The 13,638-nt window shown below is 64.2% G+C and carries 13 protein-coding genes; 3 read left to right on the forward strand and 10 right to left on the reverse strand.

Features of this window, described 5'->3' with window-relative positions; genetic code table 11:
• Nucleotides 1-21 precede the first annotated feature (21 nt).
• Genes betA through NKI50_RS16060 form a run of 5 tightly spaced genes read right to left on the reverse strand, consistent with a single transcriptional unit; the run spans nt 22 to nt 5,024 of the window.
• On the reverse strand, nt 22-1,674 hold the full coding sequence (gene betA / locus NKI50_RS16040) for a choline dehydrogenase (RefSeq protein WP_023718434.1): 1,653 nt from the start codon (nt 1,672-1,674) through the stop codon (nt 22-24).
• Nucleotides 1,675-1,677: 3 nt separating this feature from the next.
• Nucleotides 1,678-2,685: a threonine/serine dehydratase family protein gene (locus NKI50_RS16045; protein WP_023718433.1), complete on the reverse strand. Its 1,008-nt coding sequence runs from the start codon at nt 2,683-2,685 to the stop codon at nt 1,678-1,680.
• Nucleotides 2,685-4,214, reverse strand: a complete 1,530-nt coding sequence (gene betC / locus NKI50_RS16050) for a choline-sulfatase (protein ID WP_352494813.1) — start codon at nt 4,212-4,214, stop codon at nt 2,685-2,687. Before betC ends, NKI50_RS16045 begins: the two co-directional genes overlap by 1 nt.
• Nucleotides 4,211-4,801, reverse strand: coding sequence for a choline-binding transcriptional repressor BetI (gene betI / locus NKI50_RS16055; protein WP_023718431.1), 591 nt, complete (start codon nt 4,799-4,801; stop codon nt 4,211-4,213). Before betI ends, betC begins: the two co-directional genes overlap by 4 nt.
• A gap of 43 nt (nt 4,802-4,844) precedes the next feature.
• Nucleotides 4,845-5,024: a hypothetical protein gene (locus NKI50_RS16060; protein WP_352483650.1), complete on the reverse strand. Its 180-nt coding sequence runs from the start codon at nt 5,022-5,024 to the stop codon at nt 4,845-4,847.
• Between NKI50_RS16060 and NKI50_RS16065 the strand changes: the two genes are divergently transcribed.
• Nucleotides 5,023-6,189 carry an acetyl-CoA acetyltransferase gene (locus NKI50_RS16065; RefSeq protein ID WP_352639562.1) on the forward strand — a complete coding sequence of 389 codons (1,167 nt, stop codon included), beginning with the start codon at nt 5,023-5,025 and terminating at the stop codon, nt 6,187-6,189. The two genes, NKI50_RS16060 and NKI50_RS16065, sit on opposite strands and share 2 nt — an antisense overlap.
• A gap of 130 nt (nt 6,190-6,319) precedes the next feature.
• Nucleotides 6,320-7,324, forward strand: a complete 1,005-nt coding sequence (locus NKI50_RS16070) for an asparaginase (protein ID WP_352639560.1) — start codon at nt 6,320-6,322, stop codon at nt 7,322-7,324.
• On the opposite strand, the gene NKI50_RS16075 is transcribed toward NKI50_RS16070, so the two are convergent.
• Nucleotides 7,317-8,693, reverse strand: coding sequence for a TIGR03808 family TAT-translocated repetitive protein (locus tag NKI50_RS16075; protein WP_352639558.1), 1,377 nt, complete (start codon nt 8,691-8,693; stop codon nt 7,317-7,319). The two genes, NKI50_RS16070 and NKI50_RS16075, sit on opposite strands and share 8 nt — an antisense overlap.
• Nucleotides 8,694-8,815: 122 nt before the next feature.
• Here NKI50_RS16075 and NKI50_RS16080 point away from each other — a divergent pair, with 122 nt between their 5' ends.
• The gene (locus NKI50_RS16080; RefSeq protein ID WP_352639557.1) at nt 8,816-9,289 is read left to right on the forward strand and encodes a GreA/GreB family elongation factor; all 474 of its coding nucleotides are present in this window, start codon (nt 8,816-8,818) and stop codon (nt 9,287-9,289) included.
• Here NKI50_RS16080 and NKI50_RS16085 read toward each other — a convergent pair.
• The 4 genes from NKI50_RS16085 to NKI50_RS16100 all read right to left on the reverse strand — a co-directional run bounded on the left by NKI50_RS16085 (nt 9,286) and on the right by NKI50_RS16100 (nt 13,529).
• The gene (locus NKI50_RS16085; RefSeq protein WP_352639556.1) at nt 9,286-9,675 is read right to left on the reverse strand and encodes a type II toxin-antitoxin system death-on-curing family toxin; all 390 of its coding nucleotides are present in this window, start codon (nt 9,673-9,675) and stop codon (nt 9,286-9,288) included. The genes NKI50_RS16080 and NKI50_RS16085 overlap by 4 nt on opposite strands.
• Complete coding sequence (locus NKI50_RS16090; RefSeq protein WP_095496758.1) at nt 9,672-9,893, reverse strand: AbrB/MazE/SpoVT family DNA-binding domain-containing protein; 222 nt, start codon at nt 9,891-9,893, stop codon at nt 9,672-9,674. Before NKI50_RS16090 ends, NKI50_RS16085 begins: the two co-directional genes overlap by 4 nt.
• A gap of 73 nt (nt 9,894-9,966) precedes the next feature.
• A complete protein-coding gene (gene scpA, locus NKI50_RS16095) occupies nt 9,967-12,090 on the reverse strand; it encodes a methylmalonyl-CoA mutase (RefSeq protein WP_352639554.1) in 2,124 nt (707 codons plus the stop codon).
• Entirely contained in the window at nt 12,087-13,529 is a 1,443-nt protein-coding gene (locus NKI50_RS16100) for a methylmalonyl-CoA mutase subunit beta (protein ID WP_352639553.1), read from the reverse strand. Before NKI50_RS16100 ends, scpA begins: the two co-directional genes overlap by 4 nt.
• Between the last annotated feature and the right edge of the window lie 109 nt (nt 13,530-13,638).

Here is a 13,638-nt window from a genome sequence, read left to right on the forward strand (position 1 = left end):
GTGCGTCCGCCGGATCATGGCCTATCTGTCCGACGCCTGCCAGCGCGGATTGATCCATGGTTCCTGGTTGGACGGCGCCAGCGGCGAGCGCCCGAGAACGTGGTCGGCGGCCTTCTCGCCAGTCATGATCGACGGCGCGTTGAGATTGCCATTGGTGACGCGCGGGAAGATCGAGGAATCGGCGACCCGCAGCCCTTCGACGCCGATGACGCGGCATTCCGGATCGACGACGCTCATCGCATCGTCGGCACGGCCCATCTTGCAGGTGCCGCAAGGGTGATAGGCGCTTTCGGCGTGGTCGCGGATGAAGGCGTCGAGCTCGTCGTCCGATTGTACGTGCGAACCCGGCGACAGTTCCTTGCCGCGGTAAGGATCGAAGGCCGCTTGCCCGAAGATCTCACGGGTCAGCCGGATGCAGTGGCGGAACTCCGTCCAGTCGTCCGGATGCGACATGTAGTTGAAGCGGATCACCGGCTTCGATTTGGGATCGGGCGAGCGCAGCGTGACCGAACCGCGCGACTTCGACCGCATCGGCCCGACATGCGCCTGGAAGCCATGCGCCTTCGCCGCCGCCTTGCCGTCATAGCGGACTGCTGCCGGTATGAAGTGATACTGGATATCGGGATAATCGACGCCGGCGCGCGAGCGCACAAAGGCGGCCGCCTCGAAATGATTGGTGGCGCCGAGGCCGGACTTGAAGAACAGCCACTGCGCGCCGATCAATGCCTTCGAGAACGGGTTCAAGATGGAGTTCAGCGTGATCGGCTTTGTCGATTCCTGCTGGATGTAGAGTTCCATGTGGTCCTGCAGATTGCGGCCGACGCCGGGCCGGTCGACAATCACCGGAATGCCGTTTTCTTTGAGGTGCTGGCCGGGGCCGATGCCGGACAGCATCAGGATCTTGGGCGAGTTGATCGAGGACGCGGCAACGATCACCTCACGCCGCGCTCTGATCACCTGAATCCGCTTGCGCGCTTCGATCTCGACTCCGGTGGCGCGTTGATTCTCGATGATTACCCGTCGGGCGAACCCCTTGACCAAGCTGACATTTTTCCGCCTGAGTGCCGGCCTGAGATAGGCGCTCGCCGCCGACCAGCGGCGACCGCCACGAATGGTCTGCTCCATCGGCCCAAAACCTTCCTGCTTCGCGCCATTGTAATCATCGGTTAGCTCGAAACCGGCCTGACGGCCTGCCTCGACAAAGGCGCCGTAGAGTGGATTGGTCCGCGAGCCGCGCTGCACAGTCAGCGGGCCGCCATGGCCGCGCCAGCCATTCTCGCCGCCATTGCTGTCCTCCATTCGCTTGAAGTACGGGAGCACGTCTGCGAAGCCCCAGCCGGCCGCGCCCTGTTCGGCCCAATGGTCGAAGTCGCGGGCATGGCCGCGCACATAGACCATGCCGTTGATCGAGGATGAGCCGCCGATGACCTTGCCGCGAGGCGTTGCCAGCACGCGGCCGCCGAGATGCGGCTCCGGCTCGCTGGCAAAGCCCCAGTCGTAGAGGCTCATGTTGAGCGGGATCGACAGCGCCGACGGCATCTGGATCAGCGGCCCGATATCGCTGCCGCCATATTCGATGACGATCACCGAATGCTTGCCGTCCTCCGACAGCCGGTAGGCCATGGCCGAGCCGGCCGAGCCGGAGCCGATGATGACGAAATCCGCTTCAAGCATGGTTCATGCGCGCCCATGGTTCATATGCGCAATGAAATCGGCCAGCGAGACGTTGCCGCCGGTTGCCACTACGAGAACGGTCTTGCCGGTCACGTCGACCTTGCCGCCGAGCAACGCCGCGAGTGAAGCAGCGCCCGAAGGCTCGAGCACCAGCTTCAGCCGCTCGAAGGCGATCCGCATAGCGCGCCGCACCGAAGCATCGTCGACGGTGACGCCGCGAACGCCGGCGGTCTTCACCGCTGCGAACGGCGCGTCGCCAGGCCGCCGCGACATCAGCCCGTCGCAGATCGATTTCGGCCCGATCGGCATGGTTTCGATGGCGCCATGTGCCAGCGACGAGCCCATGCCGTCAAAACCTTCCGGCTCGACGCCGATGATCTTCGTGGCTGGCGACAGGTAGTGGAAGGCCAGCGAAACACCGCCGATCAGGCCGCCGCCGCCGACCGAGCAGAACAAGAGATCGGCCTCGGTTTGCCTGGCGGCGAGCTGGTCGAGTGCCTCCAGCCCGGCACCGGCCTGGCCGGCGACGATCTCCGGATCGTCGAACGGGTGCAGCAGCGCCAGGCCTTCGCTCGCGGCGATCTCGCGCGCCCTGGCGGCAGCGACTTCCTCACGCGCGCGCTCGCCATGGTCGGTCAGCACGACGTGCGCGCCGTAGCCCGATGTGGCGTCGCGCTTGGCGGCCGGCGCGTCGATCGGCATGACGATGGTGACAGGAATGCCGAGCGCCTGGCCCGCCGCCGCCAGCCCTTGCGCGAAATTGCCGGAGGAATAGGCGACGACGCCCTTTTTGGCTTCGTCAGGCGACAGCCGCTTCAGCCGCCAGTAGGCGCCGCGCACCTTGAACGATCCTGCCCATTGCAGCGACTCGGCCTTGACGAAGAAGCGGGCGGCGCCGGTCTCGCGGGCGAGTGCCGCCGATTCCAGCAGCGGCGTGATCTGCGTCGCCTTGGAGGTGGCGGCATAGGCCTGCCTGAGATGGTCGAGCGAGGGGACGAGACTGTCTGCCATCATTTGCCTCGCGGAAAGCGCTTCTGCTCTTCGAGCAGGTCGAGGTTCATGTGATTGCGCATGTAGCGCTCCGATGCTTTCTGCAGCGGCTGGAATTCCCAAGGGTAGTGGGTGCCGTTGCGCAGCGCCGGGTAGACCACCCAGCGGCGTGCCTGGCTGGCACGCACCGCGGCATCGAACGCCGCCATGTCCCAGCGCTCCCGCACCTTGCCGGTGAAAGCCGCCACCAAAGCCGCATTGGCCGGATCGGCGGCGAGGTTGGTCAATTCCAGCGGATCCGATTCAAGATCAAACAGTTGCGGCGGATCGATCTCGCAATGGATGAATTTGTAGCGGCCCTCGCGCATCGCCACCATCGGCGCGTTCGAGCCTTCGGCTGCATATTCCATCAGCACCGGCGCGGAGCGTTTCCTTCCGTTCAGCAGCGGCAGTAGCGACTGGCCGTCGGTCCACGGCGCAATCGCGCTGATGTCGATGCCGGCGAGATCGCAAAGCGTCGGCGTCACGTCGAGGTTGGAGACCGGCGTGTCGATCAGCCCGGTGCGTATGCTCTTGCCGGCGATCATCAGCGGCACCCGCGCCGAACCTTCGAAGAAGCACATCTTGAACCACAGGCCGCGCTCGCCGAGCATGTCGCCGTGGTCCGAGCAGAACAGGATGACCGTGTCGTCGAGCATGTGCGTGCGCTCGAGCACCGACAGCAACTCGCCGAGCTTGTCGTCGAGATAGGAGATATTGGCGAAATAGCCGCGCCGCGCGCGGCGGATCTGCTCCGCGGTGATGTCAAAGCTATCATAGTCGCTGGCGCGGTAGAGCCGCTGCGAATGCGGGTCCTGCCTGTCGTAGGGAATGAAGCCGATCTCGGGCTCGAGCGCCGGGCAATCCTCGTAGAGGTCCCAGTAGCGCCGCCGTGCGACGTAGGGATCGTGCGGATGGGTGAAGGAAACCGTCAAGCACCAGGGCCGATGTGCGATGTCGTCGGAGACGCGGGCAAGATCGTAGAGCTTCTGCACCGCATGGAAGGCGACCTCGTCGTCATACTCCAGCTGGTTGGTGATTTCGGCAGTTCCGGCACCGCTCACTGAGCCCAGATTGTGATACCACCAGTCGATCCGCTCGCCGGGCTTGCGATAGTCCGGCGTCCAGCCGAAATCGGCCGGATAGATGTCGGTGGTCAGCCGTTCCTCGAAGCCGTGCAACTGGTCCGGCCCGACGAAATGCATCTTGCCAGAGAGGCAGGTGTGATAGCCGGCGGCGCGCAGATGATGGGCAAAGGTCGGGATCGACGAGGTGAATTCGGCGGCGTTGTCATAGACCCCGGTGCGTGACGGCAATTGGCCGCTCATGAATGCGGCCCGGCCCGGCGCGCAGAGCGGCGAGGCGGTGTAGTTGTTGCAAAAACGCGCCGAACGCGCGGCGAGCGCCTTCAGATGTGGCGCGTGCAGGAAGTCTGCCGGCCCGTCTGGAAACAGCGTTCCGTTGAGCTGATCGACCATGACGATCAGGATGTTGGGTCGCTTGGATGTCACTGCTTCTGCCGTCCGCTAAGCTTCATTTCGAGATAGTCCTCAACCAGTGCGATCGCGGTCGCGGCATCGGGCACGCCGTCCTTCAGCGCGCGCCTGATATAGAGCCCGTCGATCAGCGCCGCCGTCGCTTCGGCAACCCGGTCGGCCTCGCTTCTCGGCAGGATACCGGTCAGCCCGCTGAGCAGATTGGAATGCAGCCGCCGCGCATAGACCTTGAGCAGCCGGCGAAGTGCTGCCGATTTCTGCGCCTCGACATAGAAGGCGAGCCAGGCGGCGATCGTTTCCGGCTGGAACTGGACGTCGGAGAAATTGACCGCGACCACTGCCGAGACGCGCTGGCGCGCCGTGCCGGCCGTGCGAAGCGCGCGCCGCGTATCGGCGGTGAGCCCGCTCAGGATGTGCCGCATCGTCGCCAACAGCAATTCGTCCTTGGCGCCGAAATAATGGTGGGCAAGCGCCGAGGACACGCCGGCGCGCCCGGCGATTTCCGACATCGTGACATCAAGCGAACCGCGCTCGCCAATCGCCGAGATCGTTGCGTCGATGAGCGCCTTGCGGCGCAACGGCTCCATTCCGAGTTTCGGCATTCTTGCTCCGGCCTGTTGGGCAAGTTTATTTTTTATTGACGCATCAATCAACAAAAAATTCAGCCTGATTTGCTGGCAAATGCCAGGCGTTATGACCAGATATCAAGATCAAGCGATTGTGCGGTTCTGGCCCCTTCACGAAACCGGCGGAACGGTTCATCCTTGAACAATGCCGAGCGGCCGCGACATCGCGCAGCCGGGCCTGCAGGATGGAGATCGCCATGACAGCATGCATCGTCGGTTGGGCGCATTCGCGCTTCGGCAAGCTCGAAGGCGAGACGCTGGAGGGCCTGATCACCAAGGTGGCGGTCGAGGCGCTCGATCATGCCGGCATCGGTCCAGATGACGTCGACGAGATCGTGCTCGGCCACTTCAACGCCGGGTTTTCCGCCCAGGATTTCACCGCGAGCCTGGTCCTCCAGGCCGACGACCGGCTGCGCTTCAAGCCTGCGACCCGCGTCGAGAATGCCTGCGCCACCGGCTCGGCGGCGGTCAGGCTAGGCATCCGCGCCATCGACGCCAATGCCGCCCGTATCGTGCTGGTGGTCGGCGCCGAACAGATGACGACGACGCCCGGTCCCGAGATCGGCAAGAACCTGCTCAAGGCCTCGTATCTGCCGGAGGACGGTGACACGCCGGCTGGCTTTGCCGGCGTCTTCGGCAAGATCGCCCAAGCCTATTTCCAGCGCTACGGCGACCAGTCGGACGCGCTGGCGATGATCGCCGCCAAGAACCACAAGAACGGCGTCGACAACCCCTACGCGCAGATGCGCAAGGATTTCGGCTACGAGTTCTGCCGGCAGGAAAGCGAGAAGAACCCCTTCGTCGCCGGTCCGCTCAAGCGCACCGACTGCTCGCTAGTTTCGGACGGCGCCGCGGCTCTTGTCCTCGCCGACACGGCGACCGCGCTGAAGATGCGCCGCGCCGTCGCCTTCCGCGCCAATGAGCATGTGCAGGATTTCCTGCCGATGTCGAAGCGCGACATTCTCGCGTTCGAAGGCTGCGAGCAGGCCTGGAACCAAGCGCTGAAGCAGGCGGGCGTGACGCTCGGCGACCTGTCCTTCGTCGAGACGCATGACTGTTTCACCATCGCCGAGCTGATCGAGTATGAGGCGATGGGCCTGGCCAAGCCGGGCGAGGGCGCCAAGCTGGCGTTGGATGGCGAAACGGCGAAAGACGGAAGGCTGCCGGTCAATCCGTCCGGCGGGCTGAAGGCCAAGGGCCACCCGATCGGTGCCACCGGTGTATCGATGCATGTGCTGAGCGCCATGCAACTCGTCGGCGAGGCGGGCGGCATCCAGGTGCCGGGAGCAAAGCTCGGCGGCATCTTCAACATGGGCGGTGCGGCAGTCGCCAACTACGTTTCCATTCTCGACCGGATCAGATAAAAGCGGCGCCGCATTACAGCGCCGCGGACCGTTCGGCCGCGCAAAAGGGCGCTATATCGCTTTGATTTTGCGCATGATCCTTTTCGAAAATTGATTCCGAGTTTCGAGATCATGCGCTAGCGGGGAATTCATGACAAATCCGGTTCTGGTCGAAGTTTTGCGCGGCGCTATCGTCGAGAGCGCGCATCGCGGCGCTGTTGCCGTCTTCGACGCCGACGGCAAGCCTGTTTGGGAGATCGGCGACACGGCACAACCGGTGTTCCCGCGTTCGGCGGTCAAGGCGATCCAGGCGTTGCCGCTGGTCGAGAGCGGCGCTGCCGATGCCTACGGCTTCGGTGACCGGGAGCTGGCACTGGCCTGCGCCTCGCATTCCGGCGAGCCGCCACATGTCGAGCTCGCGAGGGCTATGCTGGCGAAGGCCGGCCTGGACGAGACGGCACTCGAATGCGGCGCGCATTGGCCGTCGAGCCATGGGGCGACGCTGGCGCTTGCCCGCGCCGGCAGCGTGCCGAACGCGCTGCACAACAATTGTTCCGGCAAGCACTCAGGCTTCCTATGCACCTGCGTTCACAGCGGCATCGCCCATCGCGGTTACGTCAAGGCTGGCCATGCTTCGCAGGAGATGGTGCGCGAAGCGATGCAGGCGGTGACCGGTGCTGCCCATGACGCCGATCACCGTGGCACTGACGGCTGCTCGATTCCGACCTATGCCGTGCCGCTGCGCAGCTTTGCGCTTGGCTTTGCCCGCATGGCGACAGGCGCCAGCTTCGAGCCGGTGCGCGCCCGGGCGGCGAAGCGGCTGCTTTCCGCCTGCATGGCTGAGCCGTTTTTCGTCGCCGGCACTGGCAGGTCCGACGTCGCGATGATGGAGGCCGCGCCCGGCCGGATCTTTGCCAAGGGGGGCGCCGAGGGCGTCCATTGTGCCGCCCTTCCAGAGCTTGGCCTTGGCATCGCGCTGAAATGCGACGACGGCGCAGGCCGCGCAACTGGAGTCATGCTCGCCGTCGTGCTGTCAAAGCTTTTGCACGCAGACCAGCCGCTGGCGGGAAAGCTGATCGAACAGGCAAATCCGCCTATCGAAAGCCGGATCGGCGCCAAAGTCGGCGCGCTCCGGCCCACCGCCGCCCTCAACTGACGTGATTGCGCTCGACGGTCAAATGCGCATAGCCGGCATTGCCTGACGCGGCGAGGTCGCCGGTCACCGGCTCGGCCCAGCGCTGGCCGACGATCGCGCCCTTCTTGACCCCGTCGATGACATTGTCGGAGATGATTGCCGTCCCGGCACCTTCGACCACGGTGACGACGATACCGGTCCCCGCCTTGCGGATGACGTTTCCCGTGGCGACCACATTGCGCATGAACGGTCCCCAGCCGATCTGCATGCCGTAGAGCGGCGCATTCTCAACGACATTGCCGGAAACGGTGGTGTCTGCCTCGACGCTGATGCCGACGCCGAAGCCGGGCGCGTCGGCAGGGTAGGGGCCGCTGGTCGACAGATTGCGGACGACGTTGCCGGAGCAGACGCCCATGCGGCCGCCTTCGTTGAAATTGACGATCGAAATACCGTTCGCAGCACCATCGACGATGTTATTGCCGATGACGGCACCTTCAAAGGAGAATTCAGAATACACGGCCGTTTCGCCCGAGCGCGAGCAGGTATTGCCGGTGATCTGCAAATTGCTGGCACTGTTGGCGCGGATCGCCGAAAACGCGCAGTCCGAAACAATATTGCCGGAGATGATGACATTGCCGGCGCGGAAGGCATTGATGCCATTGCCGTTCTGGCCGGTTCCGCCGCCGCGCGCCTGGATGCGTTCGATCCGGTTGCCGCTGACGATGGTTCCGTCTTCAGCCGCCTGCCAGCGGTGCACGAGAATGCCGCCATTGGCGCAGTCGGAGACGCTATTGCCTGATATTTCCAGGCCATCGGCCTCGACCGAATAGATGCCGGCATCGGCCGCACCGGATATCTCCGAGCGCTGGATACGACCCGAGGCGTGTTCGAGTGCCAGACCATTCTTGCCGCTGCCGTTAAGCTGGCAATTGTCGACGACCAGATGGGCGATGCGGCGCAGATCGAGCAGGCCTTGCGTATAATCGCCCATCGAGTGCTTGCTGCCGTCGAACACCAGTCCACTGAGTACGATATGCTCGGCCTGTTCCGCCATGATGAGATGGCCGTTGCCGCCATAGACGATCCGCGATGCGCCCGCCACGCCGGACAGGCGCACGCGGCCGGGCAGCGACAGGTTGGAAACGATATAGGTCCCCGGCGGCAGGAACACCGGCATGTCGCGAACGTGCGCTTCGCGCAGCAGCTTGGTGAAAGCCTTGCTCTGGTCCTCAAGCGCGCCGGGCCGGACGCCGAGATCGGTCGCATTGATCGCCCCGCGCATCGCGGCTTTGTCGATGCCGGGCAGGTTTTCTGCCGCTGCCTTGCCGAGCGAAAGCCCCATGACGGCAAAGCCGGCGGTCTGCGTAAGCAGCGTTCTTCTGTTCAACATCGGCACAGATCCCTTGCGTCCAACACTCACGCGGCAGGATTCGTGCCAGACGGGATCGGCCCCGAGGTCGGGTTTGCCGGCTATGGCTTGTGGAGTCGTCGCGCCGGGCCTAAGTTCATCGGATGAGCAGGGCCTTCACCCGCGAGGAAGACAGCGAAAACGCCATTGCCGGCATCGGCGAGCGGCCGATCAGCCATCACCGCAATCTGGTGACGGAACACGGCCTGGCGCTGATCGATGCGGAGGTGGCCGCTCTGCGCGACGAACTGGGCAGAGCCGAAAAGAGGGCCGACCGCGAGCGCATCGCGCTGGTGTCGCGTGATCTCCGCTATTGGACGGCGCGGCGTGAAAGCGCCGAGCTTTCGGTGCCGGAACCGGGCAGCGACATGGTTCGCTTCGGTATGGGCGTCACACTGGAGAGCGACGACGGCAAGAAGGTGCACTGGAAGATCGTCGGCGAGGATGAGGCCAACCCGGCCAAAGGGACAATTTCCCATATGTCGCCGATGGCGATGGCACTGTTCGGCAAGAAGGTCGGCGAAATTGCCGTGGTTAACGGCAAGGAATGGGAGATCGTCAAGCTCTCCGATAGTTAGTCTTCGAGCTTGACGACATGGTCGCGGAAGAACGCCGTGGCACCGGCCTCGTCGATTTCGCCGGCGGCGACGCCCATGACGAATTCGTAAAGCATGCCGTCATTGGCCGACAGGGCATAACCATTCACAATCAGAAATGCGCCGGCAGCGACAATGGCGGTGCGTTTGTTGCCGTCGACAAAGGCATGATTTCGGGCGATGCCGAAGACATAGACGGCGGCGAGTTCTTCAACCGACGGGTCTCCGTAGTTGGCTTTGTTCTCCGCACGGGCGAGCGCCGATTCAATGGCATTTTCATCCCTCAAGCCTTGTGCTCCGCCGTGTCGGCGCAACTGCTCGGCGTGCATCGCTTCGACTGCACGCCGCGTCAGAAACTCCCAGCTCATTCGGCGAGCTTCTGAAGCGCGACCTTGTATTTGTCCATGACCTCGCGGGCAGCTTTCATTTGCCGCTCGAAGCTGTCGTCCACCGGCTTCAGCGCAAGACCGTCACCTGTTTCAACGATTTGAAGCTGGTCGCCGGCCTTCAGGTTCAGACGATCGAGAAGCTCCCTCGGTAGGATCACGCCTTCGGAATTGCCGATCTTGCGAATGGTCGTGTTCATGGTGAGACATCCTGTTGCAACGCTGATTATAACTCAGCGTGTCGGTCGTTGCAACGGGCATTATAACAAAGCGTCAGCCCGCCTGCAGCAGCCGGTCCATCAGCCGCTCCGCCGCTTCCGGGATGACCGTGCCGGGCGGGAAGATCTCCGCTGCGCCTGCCTGCCGGACTGCATCGTAATCCTTCGGTGGAATGACGCCGCCGGCGACGATCAGCATGTCGTCGCGGCCGAGCTTCTTCAGCGCCTGTTTGAGTTCGGGAATGAGCGTCAAATGGCCTGCCGCCAACGACGAGGCGCCGACCATGTGCACGTCATGCTCGACCGCCAGCTTGGCGATCTCGTCCGGCGTCTGGAACATCGGCCCAACGGTGACGTCGAAGCCGAGATCGGCAAAGGCGGTGGCGATCACTTTCTGGCCGCGATCATGGCCGTCTTGCCCCATCTTGGCGACCAGAATACGCGGCTTGCCGCCGGACTTCTCCTCGAACGCTACGACCTTGTCCTGCAACCGGTCGACCACCGGATTGTCGCCAAGCGCGTTGCGATAGACGCCGGAGATCGTCTGCACCGAGGCGACATGGCGGCCGAAGACCTTTTCCAGCGCCAGCGAAATCTCGCCGACCGTGGCATTGGCGCGCGCCGCCCGGATGGCGAATTCCAGCAGGTTTTCGTTACTCCCGGCAGCACGGGTCAGCGCATCGAGCGCGCTCTCGACGGCGGCGACGTCACGCGTGCCTTTCAGCCGCTGCAGCTTCGACAATTGCCGCGCCCTGACTTCCGCGTTGTCGATCCTCAGCACGTCGACTTCGATGTCCGTGCCGGGACGGTGGGCATTGACGCCGACCACGATCTGTTCGCCGGAATCGATGCGCGCCTGGGTGCGCGCGGCAGCCTCTTCGATGCGCAGCTTCGGTAGGCCCTTTTCGATCGCCGCGGCCATGCCCCCGAGGCTCTCGACCTCCTCGATATGGGCGAGCGCGCGCGCCGCCAGATCATGCGTCAGCCGCTCGACATAGGCCGAGCCGCCCCACGGGTCGATGCTCCGGGTCGTGCCGGATTCCTTCTGCAGGATGAGCTGTGTGTTGCGGGCGATGCGGGCCGAATGATCGGTCGGCAGCGCCATTGCCTCGTCGAAGGAATTGGTGTGCAGCGACTGCGTGTGGCCTTGAGTCGCCGCCATCGCCTCTATCATGGTGCGGATGATGTTGTTGTAGGGGTCCTGCGCCGTCAGCGACCAGCCCGAAGTCTGGCAATGGGTGCGCAGCGACAGCGAGCGCTCGTCCTTCGGCGAAAAGTTCTTCAGCATCAGGCTGGCCCACAAAAGGCGCGCTGCTCTCAGCTTCGCGACTTCCATGAAGAAATTCATGCCGATCGCCCAGAAAAACGAGAGGCGCGGCGCGAAACGGTCGATGTCGAGGCCGGCCGCGACGCCGGCGCGGGCATATTCGATACCGTCGGCAATCGTGTAGGCGAGCTCGAGGTCCGCCGTCGCTCCCGCCTCCTGCATGTGGTAGCCGGAGATCGAGATCGAATTGAACTTCGGCATATGCGTCGACGTGTAGGAAAAAATGTCCGACACGATTCGCATCGAAGGTTTGGGCGGATAGATGTAGGTGTTGCGCACCATGAACTCTTTCAGGATGTCGTTCTGAATGGTTCCAATGAGGTCCTTCTGCGCGACGCCCTGTTCCTCCGCCGCCACGATGTAGAGCGCCATAATCGGCAGCACCGCGCCATTCATCGTCATCGATACCGTCATCTCATCCAGCGGGATGCCGTCGAACAGGTGGCGCATGTCGAGAATGGAATCGATGGCGACGCCGGCCATGCCGACATCGCCGGCGACGCGCGGATGGTCGCTGTCGTAGCCGCGATGCGTGGCGAGATCGAAGGCGACCGACAGGCCTTTCTGGCCGGCGGCAAGGTTGCGCCGGTAGAAGGCGTTGGACTCTTCGGCCGTCGAGAAGCCGGCATATTGCCGGATCGTCCAGGGTTGCTGGACATACATCGTCGGATAGGGGCCGCGCACGAAAGGCGGCAGGCCCGGATAGGTATCGAGATGCGGCAAGCCCTTGAGATCGCCCTGGTTGTAGAGATGCTTGACGGCGATGCCTTCCGGCGTCATCCGCTGGCCTTTGACCTCGACCGGCGCCCGCCGTGGCGGCGACCAGCCGATCTGGCTGAAATCCGGGATCATGGTACGGCTCCGATCGACTGATCGATGCGGATCGGAAACAGCGGCTCGCACACCGCAACGCCTTCGGTGAAGGCTGGCCGCCGCTCCGCCGCCAGCGTCTCGACCGGACGCTCGGTTTTCGACGGGTGCAGCGTCGTGCCGACGATCGCCCGTTCGCCCGCCTGGTAGGCAGCGTTGCGGCGGGCGGAAGCTGCCTGCACGCGTCTCTGGACGTGGCCTTGTTCGAGGCTGGACAGCACGCCGCCTTCCGCCTCGATCTGCTGGAACTCCTGCCAGGCCGCCGCGCAGAGCTCCGCAGTCAGGGCTTCGACGGCGCCCGAACCGCAAGCCGGATCGGCGACGTGGTCGATGTGGCTTTCATTGGCCATGATCAGTTGCGCGTTGCGGGCAACGCGGCGGGCAAAACCTGCGGGCAGGCCGTGCGCGATGGTGTGCGGCAGGATGGCGATCGAATCCGCTCCGCCTGCGGCAGCGGCAAAAGCGGCGATGGTGGTGCGCAGGATGTTGGTTTCCGGGTCGGCCGCCGTCATCATCCTGAAGGAGGTTTCGGCATGGATGCTGGCGGTGGAGGGCGGTATCGAGCAGGCCTCCTGGACACGCGCCCACAGTCTCCGCAACGCCCTGACCTTGGCCATCGACACGAACTGGTCCTGGTCGACGCTGAGCGCAAAACCGATATGCGGCGCCGCGTAGACGAGCGGCTGGCGCGCCTTCTCGAACAGCCTCAAATAGGAGACTGCCGAGGCGAGCATGGTGCCAAGCTCCTGCGCCTCGGTGGCGCCGGCATTGTGGAACACCCGCCCATCAGCTTCCAGCAGGACGCCGGGCACGCCCATCGAAAAGAAATGCGCCAGCGACTGCGGCATCGAAGCCTGCAAAGCCTCGATCGACATGCGCAGCCTGCCGGTCCCGGCAAATATCGCCGCCGGATCGATGCCGAAGGAGAGGTTGAGCTTTGCCGGGTCGGAGCGGCGCTTGGTCAAGAACGCCACCAGCCAGTCGGCCACGGCGCGGCTCCAGGGATGGGCATCGATGCGGATCTGGATGCGGTTGAGCGGCACGCCGTCGAGCACGCTCTCCAGCGCCTCGGCCGTCCTCGGCAAGCCATAGCCGAAGGCGTTCGGCGCGCCTTCGAAGACAAGCGACAGTCCGGTAGCACCCTGCGCGACGTCTTCCAGCGCCTGCGCCCTGGCGCGGCCTATGTCCGGATCGTCGATACGCTGGCTGAAGATCCACGGTGATCCCGGGTTGGCGCGCACGACAGGCTCGACGGTCACCGAACGCTCGTAGAGCGGCTCGATGCGGATGGCGTCGTCCGTATGCGAGACGAGCTTTTCCTCGAAGGAACCGCCGGCCAGCGCCTTCTCCGCCAGCGCCAGCCATCGTTGCCGGTCGGCGCTCGGAAGGTCGGCATCATGGGTCAAGGCACCGGCGCCCATCCGTTCTCCTCGTTCTAGTGGCCGTGTCAGCCTACTATGTCAGTCTACGGTCCCCGGTCCCATATCACAATGCAGCACACATGCCGTGCAACTCGCCTTCCGTGACGGT

This window comes from Mesorhizobium sp. M0563 (assembly GCF_040321065.1).
In the GTDB taxonomy this organism is placed as follows: domain Bacteria; phylum Pseudomonadota; class Alphaproteobacteria; order Rhizobiales; family Rhizobiaceae; genus Mesorhizobium.

Coding starts and splice junctions, on each gene's coding strand:
- betA (WP_023718434.1), bottom strand. CDS start 1,674: ATGCTTGAAGCGGATTTCGTCATCATCGGCTCCGGCTCGGCCGGCTCG.
- NKI50_RS16045 (WP_023718433.1), bottom strand. CDS start 2,685: ATGGCAGACAGTCTCGTCCCCTCGCTCGACCATCTCAGGCAGGCCTAT.
- betI (WP_023718431.1), bottom strand. CDS start 4,801: ATGCCGAAACTCGGAATGGAGCCGTTGCGCCGCAAGGCGCTCATCGAC.
- NKI50_RS16065 (WP_352639562.1), top strand. CDS start 5,023: ATGACAGCATGCATCGTCGGTTGGGCGCATTCGCGCTTCGGCAAGCTC.
- NKI50_RS16060 (WP_352483650.1), bottom strand. CDS start 5,024: ATGGCGATCTCCATCCTGCAGGCCCGGCTGCGCGATGTCGCGGCCGCT.
- NKI50_RS16070 (WP_352639560.1), top strand. CDS start 6,320: ATGACAAATCCGGTTCTGGTCGAAGTTTTGCGCGGCGCTATCGTCGAG.
- NKI50_RS16075 (WP_352639558.1), bottom strand. CDS start 8,693: ATGTTGAACAGAAGAACGCTGCTTACGCAGACCGCCGGCTTTGCCGTC.
- NKI50_RS16080 (WP_352639557.1), top strand. CDS start 8,816: ATGAGCAGGGCCTTCACCCGCGAGGAAGACAGCGAAAACGCCATTGCC.
- NKI50_RS16085 (WP_352639556.1), bottom strand. CDS start 9,675: ATGAGCTGGGAGTTTCTGACGCGGCGTGCAGTCGAAGCGATGCACGCC.
- NKI50_RS16090 (WP_095496758.1), bottom strand. CDS start 9,893: ATGAACACGACCATTCGCAAGATCGGCAATTCCGAAGGCGTGATCCTA.
- scpA (WP_352639554.1), bottom strand. CDS start 12,090: ATGATCCCGGATTTCAGCCAGATCGGCTGGTCGCCGCCACGGCGGGCG.
- NKI50_RS16100 (WP_352639553.1), bottom strand. CDS start 13,529: ATGGGCGCCGGTGCCTTGACCCATGATGCCGACCTTCCGAGCGCCGAC.